General features: G+C 66.0%; 17 protein-coding genes and 1 riboswitch. Of the genes, 3 read left to right on the top strand and 14 right to left on the bottom strand.

The annotated features are described in order from the left end of the window. Nucleotides 1-4 precede the first annotated feature (4 nt). From gcvH to CHX26_RS05090, 11 genes are all read right to left on the bottom strand, one after another. A complete protein-coding gene (gene gcvH / locus CHX26_RS05140) occupies nt 5-373 on the bottom strand; it encodes a glycine cleavage system protein GcvH (protein WP_104941444.1) in 369 nt (122 codons plus the stop codon). Nucleotides 374-376: 3 nt separating this feature from the next. Next, on the bottom strand, nt 377-1,510 hold the full coding sequence (gcvT, locus tag CHX26_RS05135; RefSeq protein WP_104941443.1) for a glycine cleavage system aminomethyltransferase GcvT: 1,134 nt from the start codon (nt 1,508-1,510) through the stop codon (nt 377-379). A gap of 163 nt (nt 1,511-1,673) precedes the next feature. Next, nucleotides 1,674-1,773, bottom strand: a riboswitch (glycine riboswitch). 79 nt (nt 1,774-1,852) lie between these two features. Then, on the bottom strand, nt 1,853-2,800 hold the full coding sequence (locus CHX26_RS05130) for a sulfite exporter TauE/SafE family protein (protein ID WP_104941442.1): 948 nt from the start codon (nt 2,798-2,800) through the stop codon (nt 1,853-1,855). Between the two features lie 3 nt (nt 2,801-2,803). After that, nucleotides 2,804-4,006, bottom strand: a complete 1,203-nt coding sequence (locus CHX26_RS05125; RefSeq protein ID WP_172449716.1) for a serine hydrolase domain-containing protein — start codon at nt 4,004-4,006, stop codon at nt 2,804-2,806. 31 nt (nt 4,007-4,037) lie between these two features. Next, on the bottom strand, nt 4,038-6,665 hold the full coding sequence (gene metH, locus CHX26_RS05120) for a methionine synthase (RefSeq protein ID WP_104941440.1): 2,628 nt from the start codon (nt 6,663-6,665) through the stop codon (nt 4,038-4,040). Between the two features lie 94 nt (nt 6,666-6,759). After that, the gene (locus CHX26_RS05115) at nt 6,760-7,818 is read right to left on the bottom strand and encodes a homocysteine S-methyltransferase family protein (protein WP_104941439.1); all 1,059 of its coding nucleotides are present in this window, start codon (nt 7,816-7,818) and stop codon (nt 6,760-6,762) included. After that, entirely contained in the window at nt 7,815-8,744 is a 930-nt protein-coding gene (metF, locus tag CHX26_RS05110; protein ID WP_104941438.1) for a methylenetetrahydrofolate reductase [NAD(P)H], read from the bottom strand. Before metF ends, CHX26_RS05115 begins: the two co-directional genes overlap by 4 nt. Continuing rightward, nucleotides 8,741-9,733 (bottom strand): ArsR/SmtB family transcription factor, encoded by a 993-nt coding sequence (locus tag CHX26_RS05105; protein WP_104941437.1) that lies wholly within the window; start codon nt 9,731-9,733, stop codon nt 8,741-8,743. The genes metF and CHX26_RS05105 overlap by 4 nt, the downstream gene beginning before the upstream one ends. Before the next feature lie 77 nt (nt 9,734-9,810). Then, nucleotides 9,811-10,995, bottom strand: coding sequence for a galactokinase (gene galK, locus CHX26_RS05100; RefSeq protein ID WP_104941436.1), 1,185 nt, complete (start codon nt 10,993-10,995; stop codon nt 9,811-9,813). Nucleotides 10,996-11,010: 15 nt separating this feature from the next. Continuing rightward, nucleotides 11,011-12,051, bottom strand: coding sequence for a UDP-glucose--hexose-1-phosphate uridylyltransferase (locus CHX26_RS05095; protein ID WP_104941435.1), 1,041 nt, complete (start codon nt 12,049-12,051; stop codon nt 11,011-11,013). Further along, nucleotides 12,048-13,520 carry a sodium:solute symporter family transporter gene (locus CHX26_RS05090; RefSeq protein WP_233997283.1) on the bottom strand — a complete coding sequence of 491 codons (1,473 nt, stop codon included), beginning with the start codon at nt 13,518-13,520 and terminating at the stop codon, nt 12,048-12,050. The genes CHX26_RS05095 and CHX26_RS05090 overlap by 4 nt, the downstream gene beginning before the upstream one ends. A gap of 102 nt (nt 13,521-13,622) precedes the next feature. Here CHX26_RS05090 and CHX26_RS05085 point away from each other — a divergent pair, with 102 nt between their 5' ends. Both CHX26_RS05085 and CHX26_RS05080 read left to right on the top strand, forming a co-directional pair. Beyond that, the gene (locus tag CHX26_RS05085) at nt 13,623-15,731 is read left to right on the top strand and encodes an alpha-galactosidase (protein WP_172449714.1); all 2,109 of its coding nucleotides are present in this window, start codon (nt 13,623-13,625) and stop codon (nt 15,729-15,731) included. Then, nucleotides 15,728-17,629: a beta-galactosidase gene (locus CHX26_RS05080; protein WP_104941433.1), complete on the top strand. Its 1,902-nt coding sequence runs from the start codon at nt 15,728-15,730 to the stop codon at nt 17,627-17,629. Before CHX26_RS05085 ends, CHX26_RS05080 begins: the two co-directional genes overlap by 4 nt. Nucleotides 17,630-17,657: 28 nt before the next feature. Here CHX26_RS05080 and CHX26_RS05075 read toward each other — a convergent pair whose 3' ends face one another. Further along, on the bottom strand, nt 17,658-18,557 hold the full coding sequence (locus CHX26_RS05075) for an NAD(P)H-binding protein (protein WP_104941432.1): 900 nt from the start codon (nt 18,555-18,557) through the stop codon (nt 17,658-17,660). A 42-nt stretch (nt 18,558-18,599) separates the two neighbouring features. Here CHX26_RS05075 and CHX26_RS05070 point away from each other — a divergent pair, with 42 nt between their 5' ends. Then, nucleotides 18,600-20,378, top strand: a complete 1,779-nt coding sequence (locus CHX26_RS05070) for an N-acyl-D-amino-acid deacylase family protein (protein ID WP_442956919.1) — start codon at nt 18,600-18,602, stop codon at nt 20,376-20,378. Here CHX26_RS05070 and CHX26_RS05065 read toward each other — a convergent pair. Together CHX26_RS05065 and CHX26_RS05060 are read right to left on the bottom strand one after the other, a co-directional pair. Continuing rightward, entirely contained in the window at nt 20,375-22,423 is a 2,049-nt protein-coding gene (locus CHX26_RS05065; protein WP_172449712.1) for a TonB-dependent receptor, read from the bottom strand. The two genes, CHX26_RS05070 and CHX26_RS05065, sit on opposite strands and share 4 nt — an antisense overlap. A gap of 46 nt (nt 22,424-22,469) precedes the next feature. Further along, nucleotides 22,470-23,024, bottom strand: a complete 555-nt coding sequence (locus tag CHX26_RS05060; protein ID WP_104941430.1) for a cytochrome b — start codon at nt 23,022-23,024, stop codon at nt 22,470-22,472. Nucleotides 23,025-23,117 lie beyond the last annotated feature (93 nt).

Raw genomic sequence — 23,117 nt, 5'->3', positions numbered from 1 at the left:
CGGATCAGAGCGAGGCGACGAAGTCCTTGTAGGCGGTCTCGTCCATCAGCCCTTCGAGCTGGGCGGCATCGGCGATGGTCATCTTGAAGAACCAGCCCTCACCCTCGGGCGCGGTGTTGACCAGCGCGGGGTCTTCTTCCAGCGCACCGTTGGTCTCGGTCACTTCGCCGTCGATCGGCGCATAGACGTCGGAGGCAGCCTTGACGCTCTCGACCACGGCGGCGTCCTTGCCTTTCTGCACGGCGGTGCCGACGGCGGGCAGTTCGACAAATACGATGTCGCCGAGCTGGCCCTGCGCGTAATCGGTGATCCCGACCGTCGCGATATCGCCCGCAACGTCGATCCATTCATGTTCATCGGTGAAATAGCGCATGGTTCAGCTCCCTCGGAAATAGCGGTGGGGTACGAAAGGCGTGGGGCTCACGGTGGCGGCGAGGCGCTTGCCCCGCACTTCCACCTCGATCTGGGTGCCAACGGCGGCGTATTGCGAAGCGACATAGGCCATGGCGATGGGCGCCTGCAGGGTGGGCGAGAAGCCGCCGCTGGTGACGGTGCCGATCTTCTCGGAGCCGCTGAACACCTCAGCACCCTCGCGCGCCGGGAGGCGGCCTTCCAGCTTGAGGCCGACCCACTTGCGCTGCGTTCCCTCCACAATCTCGCGGTTGATGCGTGTCGCACCGGGGAAGCCGCCTTCCGTGCGGCGGCGCTTGTTGATGCCGAAGACCAGTCCTGCCTCGATGGGGCTGGTTTCGGGGGAGAGGTCATGGCCGTAGAGCGGCAGTCCCGCCTCCAGCCTGAGCGAATCGCGTGCGCCAAGGCCAATGGGCTTCACTTCCGGCTCGGCGCACAGCAGATCGGCAATCTCGGCAGCGGCCTCGGCGGGGAGCGAGATTTCGAACCCGTCCTCGCCGGTATAGCCCGCCCGGGCGATCTGCACCGGATGGCCTGCAAGCGTGAACTGGCCGAATTTCATGAAGGTCAGCGCCGCAACGTCCGGCACATGGCGCGCGAGCGCTTCGGCTGCCTTCGGGCCTTGCAGCGCCAGCAACGCGTGCTCGTCGAGGTGATTGAGAGTGATGTCATCAGGCAGCGCTTCACGCAGCGTGCCGATATCGTCCCACTTGGTCGCACCGTTGACCACGAGATAGAGCGAGCCGTCATCCAGCCGTGACACCATCAGGTCGTCCAGCACGCCGCCGTCCTCATCCAGCAGCAGCGAGTAACGCTGCGCGCCGGATTTCAGCGTCGAAAGGTCGATCGGCAGCACGGCTTCCACAGCGGCATCGAGATCAGCGCCGGACAGCAGCAGCTGCCCCATGTGCGACACATCGAACAGGCCCGCGTTCTCGCGCGTCCAGGTATGCTCAGCGACGATCCCCTCATACTGGATCGGCATCTCGTAGCCCGCAAACGGCACCATCCGCGCGCCTCGCGCCCGGTGCCAGGCATCAAGCGGCAGCGCGTCGAGCGGCAGGTCTTCGACGGTGTCTTCAGTGTCGTGGTCGCTCATCAAGGGCCTTCCGGAACAGAATACGGCAGTCCGACGACGCAGGCGCGCCGCCGCAAAACTGCCCCCTCTGTCGGGTGACCTGAGAGCTTCGGCGAGCCGCAGGCGGCCAGCCTCCCCTTCGGTGGCCGCCAGCACGAAGCCGGAGGCGCTTTCCAGAGTGTCATGCAGCCGAGCGGTCCGGTGGCCTGAGAGTTTCCGGGGCGGTTGCTCCTTCGGCGCCTTTGCCTTCTTGCGAAGGCATCGGGCTCTCCCGCTCGTCTGCCCGCACGAGAATCACTTCACGCGCAGAAGACGCCCCCGCCCTGCCCATATTGCTGCACCGCGTCAATCGGGCGAAATGCCCTAGCGCGTGTTCAGCCACAGCAAATAGAGCGCCGAGAGCACGATCCAGCTGCCGTCGAGCGTCTTCAATCGTTTCGCCCCCAGCCACAGCGCCACCGGCCGGGCGAGAAATCCCCCCAGCACCGCCGCGGGCGCGGCGAGCAGCACCACCTCCCACTGCACCGTGCCCGCGCCGATATGCCACACCACGCCCACAAGGCAGCTGACGGCCGAAATCACGCAGGCCGCCCCGGTGCATAGCAGCACGGGGTAGTGACGGATGAACAGGTAGAGCGCGACCAGTTCCCCCATCCCGACCGAGAACAGCGCGGTGATCGCGCCCCCGGGGATCGCCAGCGCGAGCAGCACGGCAAGGTCGATGCGCGCCAGCTGCGTGCGTTCGGGCCGGGCGGCGTTGAAGGTCCAGGTCGCCACGATCAGCGCAGTGCCGAGCAGGATCGAAAAGCCCTTGTAGGCATAGAGCACATCCTGCTGATCGAAGGCGGTCAGGCGCTGGGTCGCCAGCATCGCCGGGAGCGAGAGCGCCAGCACGGCGAGCACCACGGTGGCAAAGTCCCTGAGCCGCACCTGCGCTTCCAGCGGGCCGGGCTCAGGCTGGTGCAGCAGCCGGTCGGTCCAGCGCAGGCTCCCCATCGTCATGCCGAAGCTCTGGATGCCCATCGACACGCCGACCACGGCGAGCGGCGAGAGGTTCATCACCCCCAACTCACGCAGGGCGTTGAACACCGGCACGAACACCACGCCCCCACCCGTCCCCGAGGTGTTGGCGATGATCGCGCCGATTACCCCGACGCCGGGGAGAAACCACAGCTTCGCCAGCAGCGCCGGATCGGCTGGCACGAGCGCCCATAGCGCCGCATAGAGCGCAAGCAGCATCAGTCCGCCGACCCAGACGATCCGGTGGGGCGGCAGGGTGGTGCCGGGACGGGGCTCGGCAATGGCGGTCATGGCCTAGTCGTCGGCCTCGGCCACGATCGCCAGCGCGCGCGCCACCAGCGCCGATTCGCGCGGGTCGGATGCGGCGGTTTCAACCTCGCCCGTCGGCGGGGGAACGGCGGTGGTGAAATAGGCGAAGCTGGTGCCCTCGCCGAATGCGATCCACAGGCCTGACCGCAGGCCATAGGCCTCGCCGCCGTGGCCGAAACGTTCGACCCCGTCCATGAACAGATCGTCCTGACAGGGCGCAGCATCGACCAGCACGTAGGTTGCCAGAGCATAGCCGCAGAAGCCTGCCGCGGCACCGAACGGCGGCGTCTCGTTGGCCGCGGAGACCATCGTCTCGAGCAACAGGGTCTGGGTCTTCGCCGAAAGGAAGTGCTCCGTCCCGTGCGTATCGAACAGCGCCTGTCCGATCCTGGCAAGATCCACCATCCCGATCCTCACGCCCCCCTGTGGCGAGAAGATCGAGGCATTGGTGCCGGGGACATAGGCGTCGAGATCGCAAGGCACGCCCTCTGCGACCGGAATCGTGCAGGCGGGCGGCAGGCGCTCGGGCGCATCGGCGGCGACTTCGCCGGTGTGGCGGTAGAGCGTCACGGCGCGCGCCTGCATATCGGCATCGCAGCCGATCCAGTTGAGGCAGGCCTTGACGCCCAGTGGCGCGAACACCAGCCGTTCCACGAGGCGATCATACCGCTCGCCGCTTGCCGCCTCCAGCGCGGTCGCCACCAAGGGGGAGCCGAGGTTGGCATATTCGAACGCCGCCTTGCCCGGCTTGCCGACCTCGCGCCACGCAGCAGGGTCGGCCAGCTTGGCTTCAAGGCTGTCGCCCAGCGGGATGAAATAGCCGCCCGCGTCCGACAGCCCCGCGCGATGCGTCAACAAGTGCGTCAGCGTAACTGGCGCGTCCGGGTGGTAGGGCGAGCGCAGTGTCCAGCCGAGATAGTCCGACACATCGCGATCCAGATCGACCTTTCCCTCGTCCATCAGCCGCAGCGCGGTGAGCGCCATGATGAGCTTAGAGATCGAGGCAATCCGCACCGGATCATTGGCTTCGACGGCGCGGCCCGTGTCCTTGTTCGCCAGCCCTTCGACGATCAGCGGGGTGATGCTCTCGCGGTCGAAAGCCACGACCACGCTCGCAGGCGGCGGGGCGTCCCGAGCGGCGAGCGGAGCGGCGACAAGGGCGAGAGCGGCGAAGAGACGGCGGATCATGGCCCCCATCATCGCCGCGCCTGCGCCTGCGTCAATCAAGATTCGGCCTGAGCCAGCGTTCCGCCTGCTCCACACTCACCCCGCGCCGCGCCGCATAGTCTTCCAGCTGGTCGCGGCCGATGCGGGCGACGCCGAAATATTCGCTTTCCGGGTGGCCGAAATAGAAGCCGCTTACCGCCGCCGTGGGCCACATGGCGAAGCTTTCGGTGAGGGTCAGCCCGGCATTGGCGGGCGCATCGAGCAGATCGAACAGAATCGGCTTCAAGGAATGATCGGGACACGCCGGATAGCCCGGCGCGGGGCGAATGCCGCGATATTCCTCCTTGATCAGCGCCGCGTTGGTGAGCTGTTCATTGGGCGCATAGCCCCACAGCGTCTTGCGCACATGCTGGTGCAGGGCTTCGGCGAAGGCTTCGGCGAAACGATCCGCCAGCGCCTTGAGCAAGATATCCGAATAGTCGTCCTTGTCGGCCTGGAAGCGCGCCGAATGCGGCTCGATCCCGTGGATGCCCACCGCAAAGCCGCCGATCCAGTCGCCTGCCGGGTCGATGAAGTCGGCAAGGCACATATTGGCGCGCTCGCGGCTCTTCTTGACCTGCTGCCGCAGGAACGGGAGGCGGACATGTTCCTCGGTCTCGACGAGGTGGATCGTCACATCATCCCCGTCGCGTGCGCAGGGCCACAGGCCAGCCACGCCGCGCGCTGTCAGCCACTTTTCGGCAATGATCTGATCAAGCATCGCATTGGCATCGGCGAACAGCTGGGTCGCGGTCTCGCCCACCACCTCGTCAGTGAGGATCGCGGGGTAGTTGCCGTGCAGCTCCCACGCGCGGAAGAAGGGCGTCCAGTCGATGAACTCGCGCAGATGTTCGAGGCTCCAGTCGTCGAACACGTGAAGACCGGGCTGTTCGGGCGGCGCCGGCTTGTCCGACAGGAAGGCGTCATAGAAATTGGCGCGCGCTTCTTCGAGCGGCAACAGCACGCTGGCCGACTTTCCGGCGCGCGCATCGCGGACATGGGTGTATTCGTCGGCCACTTCGGCGACGTAGTCATCGCGCTGGGTATCGGAGAGCAGCTTTGACGCCACCCCCACCGCGCGGCTGGCATCGAGCACATGGATCACCGGGCCATCATAGGCCGGGTCGATCTTCAAGGCGGTATGCACCTTGGACGTGGTCGCCCCGCCGATCAGCAGCGGCATCGTCATGCCGGCGCGCTGCATTTCCTCGGCGACGGTCACCATCTCGTCGAGGCTCGGCGTGATCAGGCCCGAAAGCCCGATCATGTCCGCCTTGTTGTCGTTGGCGGCGGCAAGGATCGTCGGCCAGGGCACCATCACGCCGAGGTCGATCACATCATAGCCGTTACATTGCAGCACCACGCCGACGATGTTCTTGCCGATGTCGTGGACGTCGCCCTTCACCGTCGCCATGATGATCTTGCCCTTGGCCTTGCGGTCTTCCTCGGGGAGCAGGTCCTTCTCGGCCTCGATGAAGGGGATGAGGTGGGCGACCGCCTTCTTCATCACGCGCGCCGACTTCACCACCTGCGGCAGGAACATCTTGCCGCTACCGAACAGGTCGCCGACCACGTTCATCCCGTCCATCAGGGGGCCTTCGATCACCTCGATCGGGCGTCCGCCCTTCTCGGCGATGGCGGCGCGCATGAGTTCGGTATCCTCGACGATATGCGCGTCGATGCCCTTGACCAGCGCGTGTTCCAGCCGCTTTTCGACCACCCAGCCGCGCCATTCCTCGGCGGCCTTTTCGTCCGCGACCGACTTGCCCTTGAAGCTTTCGGCGAGGGTGATGAGGCGCTCGGTCGCGTCCGGATCGCGGTTGAGGATCACATCCTCGCAGGCTTCGCGCAGCGCCGGGTCGATCTGGTCGTAAACGTCGAGCTGGCCCGCGTTCACGATCGCCATGTCGAGCCCGGCGGGGATCGCGTGGTAGAGGAACACCGAGTGCATCGCGCGGCGCACCGGCTCGTTGCCGCGGAAGCTGAAGGAGAGGTTGGAGAGACCGCCCGAGTAGTGCGCGTGGGGGCACAATTCGCGCAGCTCGCGCACCGCCTCGATGAAGTCGACGCCGTAATTATTGTGTTCCTCGATCCCGGTCGCCACCGCGAAGATGTTGGGATCGAAGATGATGTCCTCGGGCGGGAAGCCTTCCGCCACCAGCAGGTCATAGGCGCGCTTGCAGATCTCGACCTTGCGCTGCTTGGTGTCGGCCTGCCCCGTCTCGTCGAAGGCCATGACGACCACCGCCGCGCCGTAATCCATGCAGATGCGCGCGTGTTCGAGGAACTGGGCCTCGCCTTCCTTCATGCTGATCGAATTGACGATGGGCTTGCCGGAGACGCACTTCAGCCCGGCTTCGATCACGTGGAATTTTGAGCTGTCGATCATCACCGGCACCCGCGCGATGTCGGGCTCGGCGGCGATCAGCTTGAGGAAGGTCGTCATCGCGTGGACCGCGTCGAGCAGGCCCTCGTCCATGTTGACGTCGATCACCTGCGCCCCGTTTTCGACCTGCTGGCGCGCGACTTCGACGGCGGCGGCATAGTCGCCCGCCATGATCAGCTTCTTGAACGCCGCCGAGCCGGTGACGTTGGTGCGCTCGCCGATATTGATGAAGCGGGAGGAGGAGGATTGGGTCACGATTTTCGTTCTCTATTTCCGTTCGCCTCGAGCGTAGTCGAGAGGCCCCGCGCTGGTGTCTTGACTTCGCTCGACACGAACGGGGAGGGGTGTTCTAGGCGGCGATAAAGGCCTCAAGCCCGGCCAGTTTCATCGCCGGCTCAGGCGAAGGCACCTTGCGCGGCTCGGAATTCGCCACGGCCTTGGCAATCGCGGCGATATGGGCGGGCGAAGACCCGCAGCACCCGCCGAGGATGTTCACCTGCCCGTGATCGGCCCAGTCCTTCACCAGCCCGGCGGTGGTGTCCGGCATTTCGTCATATTCGCCCAGTTCGTTGGGCAGCCCGGCATTGGGGTAGATCATCAGCAGCGTGTCGGCGATCTGGGAGAGCACCTTCACATGCGGGCGCAGCTGCTCCGCGCCGAAGCTGCAATTGAGGCCGATGGTCAGCGGCTTGGCGTGGCGCACCGCATACCAGAACGCCTCGACCGTGTGGCCCGACAGGTTGCGGCCCGACAGATCGGTCAGCGTCATCGAGATCATCACCGGAACTTCGTGCCCCAATTCCCGCTCCAGCTGCTTGACCGCCATGATCCCGGCCTTGGCGTTGAGCGTATCGAACACCGTCTCGATCAGGATGAAGTCCACGCCCCCTTCCACCAGTGCGCGGGCCTGTTCGAGATAGACGTCGACGAGGTAATCGAAATCAATCTCGCGGAAGCCGGGGTCTTCGACGTCGGGGCTGAGGGACAGCGTCTTGTTGGTCGGGCCAATCGCGCCCGCGACAAAACGGGGGCGCCTGATACCGTTTTTGGCGTCCTTCGCCTCGAATTCCTCCGCCAGCGCGCGGGCGAGCTTGCCGCTCGCGACATTGATCTCACGCACCAGACCCTCGGCGGCGTAGTCGGCCTGGCTGATGCGGTTGGCGGAGAAGGTGTTGGTCGAGACGATGTCCGATCCCGCCTCGAAATAGGCGCGGGTGATGTCGCTCAGCACATCGGGACGGGTGAGCGCGAGGATATCGTTGTTGCCCTTCTGGTCGGCGGGCAGGCCGAGATCGCCGGCGTAATCCTCTTCCGAGAGCTTCCTCAGCTGGATCTGCGTGCCGAAGGCGCCGTCGAAGATCAGCACGCGGTCCTTCGCAGCGGCGGTCAGACGTTCGCGGGCGCTCATGCGGCTTCTCCAGTGGGGCGCTTCCCGAGCAAGTGGCAGATGGCATAGGCGAGCTCGGGGCGGTTCAGGGTGTAGAAGTGGAAGTCGCGCACGCCCCCTGCATAGAGCCTGCGGCAAAGTTCGGCAGCGACCGTGGCGGCGACCAGCTGGCGGGCGGCGGGCTTTTCATCGAGGCCTTCGAACAAGCCGTCCATCCAAGCCGGGATTGCCGCACCGCAGGCCGCAGCGAACTTGCGCGCCTGTGCGACGTTGGTTACCGGCAGGATGCCGGGAAGGATCGGCGCATCGATCCCGGCGGCGGCGCAGGCATCGCGGAAACGGAAGAAGGTTTCGGCCGAGAAGAAGAACTGGCTGATCGCGCGGGTGGCGCCGGCATCGAGCTTGCGCTTCAAGTTGTCGATATCGGCTGCGGGGGAGGCCGCGTCGGGGTGGGTTTCGGGATAGGCGGCGACCGAAATCTCGAATGGAGCGATGGCCTTGAGGCCCGCGACCAGCTCCGCCGCGCTGGCATAGCCTTCGGGGTGCGGCGTGAAGGGTGCGCCAGGTTCGCCCGCGTCACCGCGCAGGGCGACAATGTGGCGCACGCCCGCTTCCCAGTAATGTTCAGCAACCTCGCGGATTTCCGCCTTGCTCGCCGCGACGCAGGTCAGGTGCGCGGCAGCCGGAAGTTTGCCTTCGGCGATGATCCGCGCGACCGTGGCATGGGTGCGCTCGCGGGTCGAACCGCCCGCGCCGTAGGTTACCGAGACGAAGCTGGGGCCAAGCGGCTTCAGCTGCGTCACCGCGTCCCACAATTGCGCCTCCATCTTCTCGCTCTTGGGCGGGAAGAATTCGAAACTCACCGCGACATCGCCGGGCAGGCCGGAGAACAGCGGCGTATCGGTGGCGGTGCGATATTCGTGGAGTTGATCCAGCGTCGGGGTCATCGGGCGGTTTCCAGAGCGGGGGATTTGGGAGAAGCGGGGGCGGCGCGGCGCTTGGCTGTCCAGATCTTGACCACCAGCGTCCCGCCTTCGAGCGCGGCCGGCGGGCTGGCAGCGAAGCCTGCCGCGCGGAGCAATTCGGCCATCTGGCGGTCGGAGAAGCCAAGCCGCGCATGCTGGTGACGGGTGCGCAGTTCCTCGTGATCGTGGCTCGCGAAATCGACGATGGCAATGCGCCCACCGGGACGCAGCACCCGCGCGGCCTCAGCCAGAGCGGGGGCGGGGTCGGGAGCAAAATGCAGCACCTGATGCAGCAGCACCGTATCGAATGCGGCATCGGCGAAGGGCAGGTCAGCGAAATCGCCCTGCACCAGTTCAATCCGTGCAGCCGGCAGGTGTTGCAGCTTGGCCCGCGCCACCCGCAGCATTTCAAGGTTCTTGTCGAGCGCCACGACACGTTCGGCCGTTTCGGCGAAAAGCTCGGCCATGCGGCCCGTCCCGGTGCCGATGTCCAGCAGCGCCCCAAGCGGGGCATCGGCCAGTGCCTCGGCGAGACGCCGTTCCACCTCGGCATCGGCACTGTGCAGCGCGCGCAGCTCGTCCCACTCCCCGGCGTGACGGGCGAAATAGGTTTCCGCCGCCATCTCGCGCGCTTCGCGGATCGCAGCGAGTTTCCGCCGGTCGGATTCGCAAAGCGCGGCAAAGTCAGGCTCGGTCGCCTCGGCGGTGGCAAGCAAGGCCTGCACCGCCTCGATCAGGGCTGCGGACGCGCCTTCGGGCTCGCTCTGACGCAGGAACACCCAGCTGCCTTCGCGGCGACGTTCGGCAAGACCCGCATCGCACAATATGCCGACATGGCGCGACACGCGTGGCTGGCTCTGCCCCAAGACCTGCGCCAGTTCGCCCACGGCCAGTTCCATCGCCGACAGCAGCCGGGCGATTCGCAGGCGGGTCGGATCGCCCAGTGCCTTGAAGATGTCCTCGATCACCATAGCGCGGGATCATATAAAGATATTTTTATATCTGTAAATCACCCTTGCAGGGAAGTGCTTGCGAACCCACAAAAGGCTCAGGCCAGCACGACTGGCGCAGCCCCGTCGACCGGGCGGAACTGTTCGGCACGCGCGGGCAGATCGGCATCACGGTTGTAGCGGCCGATGGCATCGTCGATTACCGACACCGCATCGTGCCGGCTTACAGCGACAAGACAGCCGCCGAACCCCGCTCCGGTCAGACGTACGCCGCCTGCATCGCCCAGCGCATCCGCGACCAATTCCGCCAGCCGGTCTATGGGGGGGAGCGAGACCTCGAAATCCTCCGACAGCGACCGATGCGCCTCACCCATCAGCGCGGCCAGCACGCCCGTGTCTCCCCGCGCCAGTGCGACCCCGACCGGCTCGATCCGGTCCATCTCGGTCACCACGTGGCGAGCACGGCGGAACAGCACCGGATCAAGGTCCGGCTCGGCCAGCAGCAGGCGGGTACTGTCGCAATCGCGCAAGGCTTTCAGTCCGAAATGCGCCGCCGCCGCCTCGCATTCGGCGCGGCGCTGGTTGAAGGCGCTTTCGGTGAGATTGCGGCGGATGCCGGTGTCGATCACGGTAATCGCGAGACCGGCGTGGATCGGGATCGGCATGGTCTCCAGACTGCGGCAATCGAGCAGCAGGGCATGGCCCGCCACGCTGGCGGCCGAGGCCATCTGGTCCATGATCCCGCAGGCGCAACCGACAAAATCATTCTCGGCAATCTGCGCCACCTTGGCGAGCCTGTCGGGCGCAAGGCCAAGGCCGGAATATTCGGACACGGCCAGCGCCACCGCCACGCCGAAGGCAGCCGAGGAGGACAGCCCCGCCCCGATCGGCACATCCCCGGCAATCGCGATCCGCGCTGGCCTGATGCGATGGCCATAGCGCGCCAGCGCCTGCACCACCCCGCGCACATGGTTCTGCCAGGCATTCTCCCCCGGCAGGATCGGACCGATCAGGTCGAAAGCGTCGCGCGCGCTCGCCATGTCGCCCATGTCGAGCGCGACCGCTTCGAAACGCGGAACCTTGGCCTCGCGATCAGCCGGGCCAAGCGCCACGATCGTCTCGCGGTCGATCGCGCAAGGCAGGACATAGCCATCATTGTAATCGACATGTTCGCCGATCAGGTTGACCCGCCCCGGCGCAGCAAAGAAACGCGTCGGCTCGGCCCCGTAGGCCAGCCGGTAGCCCTGCCGGGCGCGGGCGATCAATCGGTCGCGGCGGTCCATGCTGTTATCCCCCCATCAGCCTGCGTAATGCACCATCCCGCTGACAGCACGCAACATCTGCGCCGCACGTTCGGGAGTAAGGTCGCGCTGCGGTTCGGCCAGCATCTCGTAGCCGACCATGAACTTGCGTACGCTCGCCGAGCGCAGCAGCGGCGGGTAGAAATGGGCGTGGAGCTGCCAGTGGTCGATATCGGGCATTGCGACGTTCGAGCCGAAGGGCGCCTGATGCCAGCCCATCGAATAGGGAAAGCTGGTCTCGAACAGGTTGTCATAACGGGTGGTCAACGCCTTGAGGATCGCCGCAAGGCTGTCGCGCTGCGCCCCCGTCAGTTGCGGCAGGCGCTGGACAGGAAAGCGCGGCAACAGGAGGATCTCGAACGGCCAGGCCGCCCAGAAGGGGACGGTGGCGAGCCAATCATCATTGATCTCGACCACGCGCTCGCCGCTCGCCGCTTCGCGCTCTGCCACGTCGAGCAACAGAGCGCCGCCATGCTCGGCCATGTAAGCGCGCTGGTGGTGGTCTTCGGTCGCCACTTCCTGCGGCCAGTGCGTGGTCGCCCAGACCTGCCCGTGAGGATGCGGGTTGGAGCATCCCATCATCGCGCCCTTGTTTTCGAACACCTGAACGCTGGCGAAGCGTTGGCCCAGTTCGGCGGTCTGATCGGCCCAGCAATCGACCACGCTGCGCAGTTGTGCAGGCGTCAGCAAGGGGAGCGACTTGCCGTGATCGGGCGAGAAACAGATCACCCGGCACACGCCCGCAGAGGCCTCGGCCCGGAACAGCGGATCATCGGAACCGCCCTCGCCCGCCTCGTCGGCAAGCGCCGGGAAGTCGTTGGGAAAGACGTAGACGCCCTCATAAGCCGGGTTCGCCTCGCCCCCGACACGGGCATTGCCGGGGCAAAGGTAGCAGGCCGGGTCATAGGCAGGCGGCAGCGGATCGGGCGCGCTCGTCTCGCCCTGCCAGGGCCGCCCCATGCGCTGCGGGGAGACCTGCACCCACCCGCCGGTGAGCGGATTGAAACGCCGGTGCGGGCGGGCGAGGTCGATGCTCATGCTGCTGCTCCGCGAAAGGCCGAGGTCGGGGCAAAAACCGCTCGTCCGCCCAGCGCAAAGCGGTTGAAGGCCAGCGCTGCCGCCACGCTCGAAACCAGCGTTACCACCATGAAATGGATGTAATGCAGCGTGATGATCCCGGCAGGCGCAAGGTGGAAGGTGAACAGGCCATACAGCGCCACACCCCACACCACCCCGGCAATCGCCGCCGGGGCCTGCACCCCGCGAAACAGCAGACCGGCGATGAAGGCGCTGAGGATCGGCATGGACAGAAGGCCGTTCAATTGCTGGAGCAGATTGATGATGCTGGTGGCGCTGGCATACATCGGCACCAGCAGGATCGCGGTGAGGGTCAGCAGGCTGGAAACCCCGGCAGACAGCGTCCAGTGGTTCTTGACCTCGCCGATGAACTGCTCATGGAAATCGACCGCATAGAGCGCGACCGAGGAATTCAGCACCGCGCTGAAGGTGGTGATGACAGCCGCCGCAACCATGGCCGCGAAGGCACCTGACAGCCACGGCGGGAGGATTTCGGCGACCAGCATCCCGTAGGCCTTGTCGCCGACCACGCCGAACAGCTTGAAGGCGATAATGCCGGGGATGACCACGATCGGCGGGACAATCAGGATGCGGATGATCGCAGCTACCATCACGCCTTTCTGCGCCTCGCGAACCGAGGGCGCGGCCATCGCCTTCTGAGTCAGGTTCTGATTGGTCGACCAGTAGAAGATCTGGATGAAGATCATCCCCGTCAGCAGCGTGGGCCAGGGGATCGGGCTGTCCGGGCCGCCCAGCATGGTGATGCGCTCGGCCGGAACGCCGGTGACGATGTCCCAGTCGACCGCCGCCAGCCCCAGCACCACGATGAGCATGGCAAGACCGAGGATGCCGATCCCCGACCATGTGTCCATCACCGCCACCGCGCGCAATCCACCGAAGATCGTGTAGCCCGCCGAAATCACCGCAAGGATTGTGGCAAATGCCAGCAGTGACACGTCCTCGCCGAACAGCGATTGCATGAACAGACTGCCTGAATAGAGCGCCGCCGGCAGGTAGATCAGCACATTGCCTGCCAGAAACAGCCCCGCAATCAGCGTGCGGATGCTGCGCCCGCCATAGCGTTGTTCGAGCAGCTCGGTCACGGTGGTGCAATTGTTGCGGTAGTAGATCGGCACGAACACGAAGGCGAGGATCATCAGGCCCACAAAGCCCGCAATCTCCCACCATGCCAAGAGCAGCATCTGGTTGCCGTTCATCCCCACCAGCTGATCGGTGGAGAGATTGGTCAGCGTGATCGATCCCGCCACAAACAGCCACGACAGCTTGCCCCCGGCAAGGTAGACGTCGCGGCGCGAGCCATCATGCTTGTCACGACGAATCGTCAGCCAGGTGGCCAGCGCCACAGCAGTGGTCAGGCCAATACACACTGCGATCTGGACCAGATTCGCCACTGGCATGGTATCGAACATTGCGCATTTCCTCTCGCCTGAGAGGCGATTACAGCGCATTGCCGGATAGCAGGCAAGTGCTGATTGCCGATCGCGGCGATGTGCTTGGGGAGAAAATTGGTCATGGAGCTTTTGCGGCTGGATGGGAAGGCGCTGACGCTTGTGTTTGCGCTGGAGATAGGCGGGGCGGCTGACTGCATCTATCTTGGCGCGCTCTTGCCCGAAGGCGAAGACCTTGCTGCGCTGGCGGCGGCCAGAGCACGCGGGCGGCACGAAAGCCAGCCCGATGTGCCGCCCGTCCCCGGCCTGCTGCCCGAACGCAAGGCAGGGTGGAGCGGGACGCCGGCGGTGCGCCTTGTCGATCATGCCCAACCGCAGGCGGGCGAAGTCGCCTCGGATTTCCGCGTCAGTAAATGGGATGTCAGCGAGCGCGAACTCTGGATCGCATGGCACGAAACAACGCTTGGCCTTTATGTCGATATGTGGTGGCGCATCCGTTCGGGCGATGTCGTAACGGTCAGGTGCGACATCAGCAATCACGGACCACGCGACTTCACCCTTGCCGATCACCCGGCACTGGTGCTGCCGATCCCGGCGCGCTTCACCGCGATGACGACCTATGCGGGCCGCTGGGCAGGTGAGATGCGCGAGACACCACGCGCAATCACGCCTGATGGCTATGCGTCCCGCTCAGGCGTCGGCAAGCCGGGCTTTGGCGGCGGCAACTGGCTGCTGCTGGATGACCCGACGACGGGCGAAGTGCTGGGCGCGCATTTGGCCTGGAGCGGCGATTACGCCACCCAGATCGAGTGCGACACCCAAGGGCAAGGCGATGGCCGCGCCATATTGCAGATGGCGATAAGCGGGGGCGCTGCCGGGGTCACTCTGCTGGCGAGCACCGACCTTGTCGGGGCCGAAGCCGTGTTCGCCCTCGCCCCCACCCGCTCGGCGCTGGCACAGGCGTTCCACGCCTATCTGCGCGCTGAGATCCTCCCCGCCCGCGCGCACTGGGGGCCACGCAAGGTGCATCTCAATTCATGGGAAGCTCTGGGCTTCGACCTCAGCGAACCCGCGCTGATCGCACTCGCCGAAGATGGCGCAACCCTAGGCATCGAACGCTTCGTCCTCGACGATGGCTGGTTCGGGGGGAGGCGCAACGACCAGAGCAGCCTTGGCGACTGGACGGTATCGCCCGACGTGTTCCCGAACGGCCTCGGCCCTCTGATCACCCGCGTCCACGAACTCGGCATGGATTTCGGCCTGTGGGTGGAGCCGGAGATGGTCTCCCCCGACAGCGACCTTTATCGCGCGCATCCCGACTGGTGCCTGCATGCCGAGGGCCGTGCGCGCCCCACCATGCGCGGGCAACTGGCGCTCAACCTCGCCCTGCCCGAGGTGCGCGATTACCTGTTCGCACGGCTCGACGCGCTGCTGCGCGAATACCCCATCACCTACCTCAAGTGGGACCACAACCGCGATCTTTTCCCCACCGCCCCCGGCCAGGCGCAAGGGTTCTACGCCCTCCTCGACCGCCTTCGCGCCGCGCACCCGCAAGTCGAGATCGAAAGCTGTTCGAGCGGCGGGGGACGGATCGATTTCGGCGTCCTCAAGCGCTGCCAGCGCGTCTGGCCCTCCGACAACAATGACGCCATCGAACGCTTGCGCATTATCCCTGCATGGTCGCAATTCCTCCCCCTCGAAGTGCTCGGCAGCCATGTCGGCCCCTCGCCCAATCCGATCACCGGCAGGCGGCTGGCAATGGACTTCCGCGCCAAGGTCGCGATGTTTGGGCACATGGGGGTGGAGGCAGACCCTGCGCGCATGAGTGAGCAGGAGCGCGCAACCCTCGCGGCGCATATCGCGCTTTACAAGGCGTGGTGCGGCGTGCTGCACGCAGGCGAACTGCACCGCCTCGCCCACCCCGATCCGAACGTCACCGGCTTGATGGTGACGCACGAGGGCAAGGCCCTTGCCCTCGCCGCACAGACAGCCTTTTCGCCGGTGTTCGATGCCGCCCCGCTGCGCCTCGCCGGGCTTGAACCTGAGGCTCGCTACCGCGTCACCCTGCCCGAGCCATGGCCGCGCAAGGCCCGGCACTACCTCGCAAATCCCGATCAATGGCGCACCGGGATAACTCTTTCCGGGGCGGCACTGATAGGCCATGGCCTTGCCCTGCCCCTCACCCACCCCGAAACAGCGTGGCTTATCGCATTGGAAAGACTGCCCGAATGAAACTCGGCTGCTGCTACTATCCCGAACACTGGCCCGAGAAAATGTGGGCCGAGGACGCGCGGCGTATGGCCGCCATGGGCCTGAACCTCGTGAGGATCGGCGAATTCGCGTGGAGCCGCCTTGAACCCGAACCCGGCCATTACGACTGGGACTGGCTCGACCGCGCCATCGACACGCTGGCGGCGGCGGGGCTGAAGGTCATTCTCGGCACGCCGACCGCGACCCCGCCCAAGTGGCTGGTCGACCGGATGCCCGACATGGTCGCCATCGACGAACAGGGCCGCCCGAGGGGTTTCGGATCGCGGCGGCATTACTGCTTCAGCCACGAAGGCTACCGCGACGAGTGCCGCAGGATCGTCACCGCACTCGCCGAACGCTACGGCCAGCACCCGGCCCTCGCCATGTGGCAGACCGACAATGAATATGGCTGCCATGACACGGTGCTGAGCTTCTCCGCCGCCGCCGCTGCCGCCTTCCGCGAATGGCTGGCGGCGCGTTATGGCACGCCGGATGCGCTGAACGCGGCGTGGGGCAACGTGTTCTGGAGCATGGAATACCGCAGCTTCGACGAGGTCGATCCCCCGCACCTGACCGTCACCGAGGCGAACCCCGCGCACTGGCTTGACTATCGCCGCTTCGCCTCGGATCAGGTGGCAAGCTTCAACCGCGAACAGGTCGATATCCTGCGCAGGCTCTCGCCCGGCGTCGATATCACGCACAACTTCATGGGCTTCTTCACCGAGTTCGATCACCATGATGTCGGGCGCGATATCGACGTGGCGACGTGGGATTCCTATCCGCTGGGGTTCCTCGAACAGTTCTGGTTCTCATCGGAGGAAAAGCGCGCCTATTTCCGGCAGGGCCATCCCGATATCGCCGCCTTCCATCACGATCTCTATCGCGGGTGTTCAGGCAGGCGCTGGGGCGTGATGGAGCAGCAGCCCGGGCCGGTGAACTGGGCGCGCTTCAACCCCGCGCCGCTGCCGGGGATGGTGGCGCTGTGGACGCTGGAGGCCTGCGCCCACGGGGCGGAACTGACGAGCTATTTCCGCTGGCGGCAGGCGCCGTTCGCGCAGGAGCAGATGCACGCAGGGCTCTTGCGTCCCGACAGCAGCGAGGCCGAGGCGGCGGCAGAGGTGCGCGCGGCGGCGGAGGTGCTGGCGGACATCGGCCCGCAGGTGTGCGCGAAGGCTCCGGCAGCGCTGGTGTTCTCCTATGAGGCGGCATGGGTGGTCGGCATCCAGCCGCAGGGACAGAGCTTCCGCTACCTGGAGCTGGTGTTCGAGACCTATTCGGCGCTGCGTGCGCGCGGGCTCGACGTCGATATTGTATCGCCCGAAGCCGACCTGTCAGGATACCGCATGGTGCTGATCCCGACCCTGCCGATCGTGCCGGAGGGGTTTGTGGACAAACTCGCGGCGCTCGAATGTCCGGTGCTCATCGGCCCGCGATCGGGGAGCAAGACGCAGAGTTTCTCGATCCCCGATGGCCTTGCGCCGGGGGCCTTGCGCGCGCTGACCGGCGTGACCGTCACCCGCGTCGAGAGCTTGCGCGACGGGGTGGCCGGCAGCGCGGATGGCTTTGCCGTCACCCGCTGGCGCGAGGATCTGGCGGGCGATCTCGTTCCCGAATTGACCGACGCGGCAGGCCGGGCGGTCGTTTCCTACAAGGACGGCGTTCGCTATTGCGGGATCTGGCCCGACCGCGCGCTGCTGGCCCTGCTGGTCGAGCGCATGGCGGTCGAGGCCGGTGTGGAATTGCTCGATTTGCCTGAAGGAATACGGGTACGCCGCACGCAAAGCCTTGTTTTTACTTTTAATTATTCGTCACAAAGCGTTTTTGTGCCGCATTTAGGTGCCACTTTGCCCCCTGCCAGCTGGCATCTTGCCCCGCGTTAGCCCGGTCCAGACCCCGCTTAGACCCCTCTCAGCCCCCTTCTAGCAACCGCCGATAATGCGATTCCAGCGTTTCTACGCCGAATTCGGGGGTGAGGTCGGCGCAGTAGGTACCGGTTGCCGGATCAAGCACCAGCATCGATTCAGCCGCGTAATAGCGTGCGATCCGGGCGTACTCGGCCTTCTCCGCAAACCATCCGGAAAAAGGCGCGCCAAGGTTCAGAATGCGCTCAGCAAGCGTGAAGATCTTCGGCGAGACCGACTTGAATTTCGGCTCTCTGCCCGCGACCCGGAACAGCATCTCCCCCTGCTCGCGCAGCGAAATCGCCGGGCCGGGGCCGCCAATGGGGAGGATTGTCCCGGCCATGTCGGGATTGTCGATTGCCGAGACGATGAAGCGCGCCAGATCAGCGTCGCTGATCGGCTTGCAGCGGGTCAGTTCGCCGTCACCGAAAATCAGGAAGGGCTTGCCCGCCTGCACTCTTTTTACCTGCCCGGACAAGGACTTGAAGAAGGCGGTGGGGCGGATGATGGCATACGTAATGCCGCTCGCGGCGAGCTCCGCCTCGAAGGCCAGCTTGGCGTGCTGGAAGGCCAGCAGGGGCTTCTGCACGCAGATCGCCGAAAGCAGGATGAACTGGCCCGCGCCCGCCTCAAGCGCTGCTGCAAGGAGCCGGGAATTGGCCTCGTAATCGACGGCCCGCGCATCTCTTGGCGCGCCGCTGCGTGAGGCGATGCAGGAGATGACGACCTCGGCCTGCGTCTGCCGCAGCGCCGCGATCAGCGCAGCCGGGTCTGCCAGCTCGGCACGGCCCAGCGCCGTCACGGCATGGCCATCGGCCGCCAGCCGCGCCGCGACCGCCTGCCCGATAGTCCCGCTCGCCCCGGCAAGGGCAACGCGGCGGGGCAGAGGGTTCGGGGCTTGGGTCATGCCTCTATCCTAACCCCGCGGTCGGTGAGGTAAAAGTGGCAGTTGCTGCCGCCCCCCATCCTCGCGCATCATCCGGAGCGCGAGACGACGGGAGACAGCATGGCCGATTATGACTGGGTGATCCGGGGCGGAACGATTGCCGACGGCACGGGCGGCGATCTGATCGAAGGCGATGTCGCCATTGCAGCCGGAAGGATCGCCGCCATCGGGCAGGTCAGCGGGCGCGGGGCTGAGGAGATCGACGCCAGGGGCAAAGTCGTCACCCCTGGCTTCATCGACGTGCATACCCACTATGACGGGCAATGCATCTGGGCGGAGGAGCTTTCCCCCTCCTCCTCGCACGGGGTGACGACGGCGGTGATGGGCAATTGCGGGGTCGGCTTTGCCCCCTGCCGCCGCGAGGATCACGCCATGCTCATCAACGTCATGGAAGGGGTGGAGGACATCCCCGATGTGGTAATGACCGAAGGCCTGCCGTGGGATTGGGAAACCTTCCCCGAATATCTCGACACGGTCGCCGCCGGAAAGCGCGACATTGATGTCGCCGCCTACCTGCCGCACTCGCCGCTGCGGGTCTATGCGATGGGCGAGCGCGGCGCCGCGCGTGAGGTCGCCACGGAGGATGATCTTGCCCTGATGCGCCGCCTCACCGCCGAGGCGATGCGCGCCGGCGCGATCGGCTTTGCGACATCGCGGCTCAGTATCCACAAGACCGCCGATGGCAATGCGATCCCGACCTTCGATACCGACATCGCCGAGCTGGAAGCGATCACCCGCGGCATGGCCGATGCGGGCGCGGGGACGTTTCAGGTGGTGCTGGATGCCTTTGTCGGGTGGGACAAGGAATATCCGGTGATCGAGCGGGTGATCGCCGCGAGCGGGCGCCCGGCGACCTTCACGCTTGCCTCGGGCAATGACGGCCCGCCACGCTGGCGGCGCGTGCTGGAGATGCTGGAACGCACCAATGCGGGCGGCGGGGTCGCCAACGCACAGGTGATGCCGCGCCCGATCGGACTGATCGCGGGGCTGGAACTGACGGTGCATCCCTTCGTGCTGTGTCCGAGCTGGCAGAAAATCGCCCACCTTTCGATCCCAGAGCAGGTTGCAGCGATGCGCGACCCGGCGATGCGCGCGGCGCTTTTGTCCGAGGACTTCACCCCCGGCCACCCCTTCAACGAGCTGGCGCGCAACTGGCGCTGGCTGTTCCCATTGGACAACCCGCCCGATTATGCCCCGCCAGCGCACATGAGCATGGCAGGGCAAGCCGCCGCACGCGGCTGCACGCCGCAGGAAGTTGCCTATGACCGGCTGCTGGAAACCGAGGGGCGCGGGCTGTTCCTCGCCGCGCTCGGCAACTACGAAAACGCATCGCTCGAAAGCGCGCACGAAATGCTCCGCCACCCGCATTGCGTCCCCGGCCTCGGCGATGGCGGGGCGCATTACGGGGCAATCTGCGATGCGAGCTATTCGACCTATCTGCTGACCCAGTTCGTCAAGGGCGACGGGTCGCTGCAACTGGGCCTCGCCGAAGCAGTGCATATGCTGGGCCAGAAGGCTGCGCGGGCCGTGGGCCTTGATGACCGCGGGACACTGAAGGTGGGCGGCCGGGCCGATTGCAACGTGATCGATCTCGACGGCCTGACGCTCCACCTGCCCGAAGTCGTGCGCGATCTGCCCGCAGGCGGACGCCGGTTGCACCAGCGCGCCACCGGCTATGAGGCGACCTTCGTGGCGGGCGCAATGATCCGCCGCTTCGACGAGGCAACCGGCGCACGGCCCGGCCAGTTGGTGCGCGGCGCAGGCTACCGGGCGGCCGCCTAGAAACCGTAGCGCACACCCAGCCAGACGGTGCGCGGCACGCCCAGATCGATCGACCCGCCCTGATTGCGGGTGATGATCGCCTCATCCGTGAGGTTTTCGCCGCGCAGGATCAGTGAAAGCGGGCCATAGAGCGGCGCGGCGACAAAGGCGTCGAGGGTGGTGGCCGGAGCCAGCCGGTCGGTCTCGCGATCATCTTCGAACTGGGTCGAGACATGGCGCAAGGTGCCGGCCACCCGCCAGCCGGGGGCAGGCTCCCAGCCCAGCGTCATCGTCGCGGCAAACTCCGGTGTCTGCGCCGGACGATTGCCGTCAAGATTGAGCGAGGCGCCCTCGCCCCGCACTTCGGCATCGGTCCAGGCAATCGCGCCTTCAAAGCTGACGCGTCCGACCTTCGCCGCCACGCTCGCCTCGATTCCCTGCGCTGCAATCGCGGGCAGATTTTCGCGGCGCCGCAGATTGGGGCCAATGGTGACATTGGCGATGGCGTTTTCCACCTTGTTGTCGAAGGCCGTGACCGAAAACACCAGTTCATTGACCGGTTGCCAGTCGAACCCGATCTCGAAGCCCTCCAGCCGCTCATTGACGAGATCGGCGTTGGCCTGCGTCACCACCGGAAAGACCACGAAGGGACGGTACAGCTCATTGAGAGTCGGCAAGCGCAGCCCGGTATAGGCCGCTGCACGGATATCGAGCCGCCGTGTGGCATAGAACAGCGCGCCCGCCCGCCAGCTCAGCGACCAGTCCGAACGGTCAGCCGCTGCGATCGTGTTCACCGGCAGGCCGTTGGCGGTGACCGCGCGGAAAAAGCCATCGGTGATGCTGGTGCGGTCGGCCCGCAATCCGCCATTGAGGGTCAGCGGGCCGATCTGCCAGTCGTCCTCAAGGAAGATGCCGAGGTTCTCGGTCGCCCCGCCTGCGCGGCGGCGTTCGGTGATCGCCCCGGTGAAAGCGCTGATCGCTTCTTCCTGAAGCTCCCCCTCGGCGCGGCGGTAATCGGCGCCGATGCGGATGTCGTGGCCTTCGAGCAGCGGCGGGCGCAGTTCGAACTTGCCGCCGATCCCGGTCGAGGGCGTGCGGCGCTGATCGAGGGTCGGGGTGAACCGGGTCGAGGAAATCACGACATTCCCGAAATCGCGGGCCTGCACATAGGCCAGCGCATCGAACTGCCACGCCCCGCGCCCGACGAAGCGGATCGAGGCTTCCTCGCCCTGGCTGAAGGAATCCGCGCCTTCGAAACGCAGCGTGCGATTGTCGCGGAAGGCCGCGACACGGGCCTGCACTTCGACCTCGTCAGTCAGCGGCGCGACAGCGCGAAGCGCCACGTTCCAGCTATCGAAAGCCGCGCGGGCACTGGCGGGGACACGCTGATCAGCGGGCGTAGTGAAGAACCCCTGCCCGCGATCCCAGCGCCCGCTTGCCACAGCAAAGCCGCGCCCCAATCGCTGGGTGAGGACGCCCGAAAGCTCGCTTTCCGCACGGTCGTTGATTGCGGCGCTGGCAAGCAGCGGATTGACTGCGCCCGGCTCGGCGCTCTCCATGTCGATCGTCCCGGCCAGCGCGCCTGCGCCGAACGGCCCCGATCCGCCGCCGCGCGTCACGCGGATCGTGCCGAGCGTTTCGGGGGCAATGGCCGAAAGCGGAATATAGCCGAAGAACGGATCGGCGAGCGGCACCCCGTCCAGCAGCACCAGCGCGCGGCTCGTGGCATTGCCGCCCAGCGCGCGCAACGTCACCCCTTGCGCGCTGGGGTTCGACGAGCGGCTGTCCGAACGGCGGAACTGCTGGAAGCCTGCGACACCCCGCAGCACGTCCTCGATCCGGCCCGAAGGGCTGGCGGTGATCACCTCACGCTCAAGCGTGGTTGTGGCATAAATCCCGGTCGAGAGCGCCGGATCCAGCCCGCGCCCGGTCACGATGATCTCCGGGCGCGGTTCACTGTCGACCGTCACGGGCGGGCTATCCTGCGCTGCCTCGTCCTGCGCGGCCAGCGGAACAGCCAGAGCGAGAGCAAGCGAACAAGTGGACAGGCGCAGCAGCATTTTCATCACGGGACTTTCAAGCAAGGAAGCAATGCGGTTGGGGTGGGCAAGGTCATAACATCCGTTTGAGCACCCCGTCCCGCAGGATGAAATGGTGGCGCAGGGCGGCCGCGATATGCAGCACCGCGAGCGCGGCAAACAGCCAGCCGAGCAGTTCATGTGCCTCACGCCCGATCAGATAGGCGGGGTCGGCGCGGGTCACGGCCAGTTTCGGCAGGTCGACCAGCCCGAACCAGTTGAGCGGATACTTGCCCGCCGAGGCCATGATCCAGCCCGACAGCGGCATCGCCAGCATCAGCGCGTAGAAGACCAGATGCGTCGCTCTGGCCGCCAGCACTTCCAGAGCCCCCATGCCCGCCGGATGTGCAGGCGCGCGCCAGGTGAGGCGCCACGCAATCCGCACGAAAGTCAGCGCCAGCACCGTCATCCCGACCGACTTGTGGATCGGAATGAGGTTGATGGTGTCCTCCAGCGCATCATGCAGCAGGCCACCCGCAATGTTCCCGATCACCAGCAGCGCAATGATCCAGTGAAGCGCCCGCGCGACGTGGTTGTAGCGTTCGCCTTGGCCAGCCAGGCCAGGCTGCGTGAAGGTGGTGGCGTCCATTTTCCCGTTTTCTCCGAAACCCGCGGCGATCAGCCGGGCCGGTTGCCGGGATGAGGACATCTCACCCCGGCTCCGACCCGTGCCGATCCCGAT

The sequence above is a fragment of the Porphyrobacter sp. HT-58-2 genome (genome assembly GCF_002952215.1).
Classification (GTDB): domain Bacteria; phylum Pseudomonadota; class Alphaproteobacteria; order Sphingomonadales; family Sphingomonadaceae; genus Erythrobacter.
The sequence above is the reverse complement of the archived record's forward strand: the minus strand, read 5'-3'. Positions and strand labels throughout refer to the sequence as shown.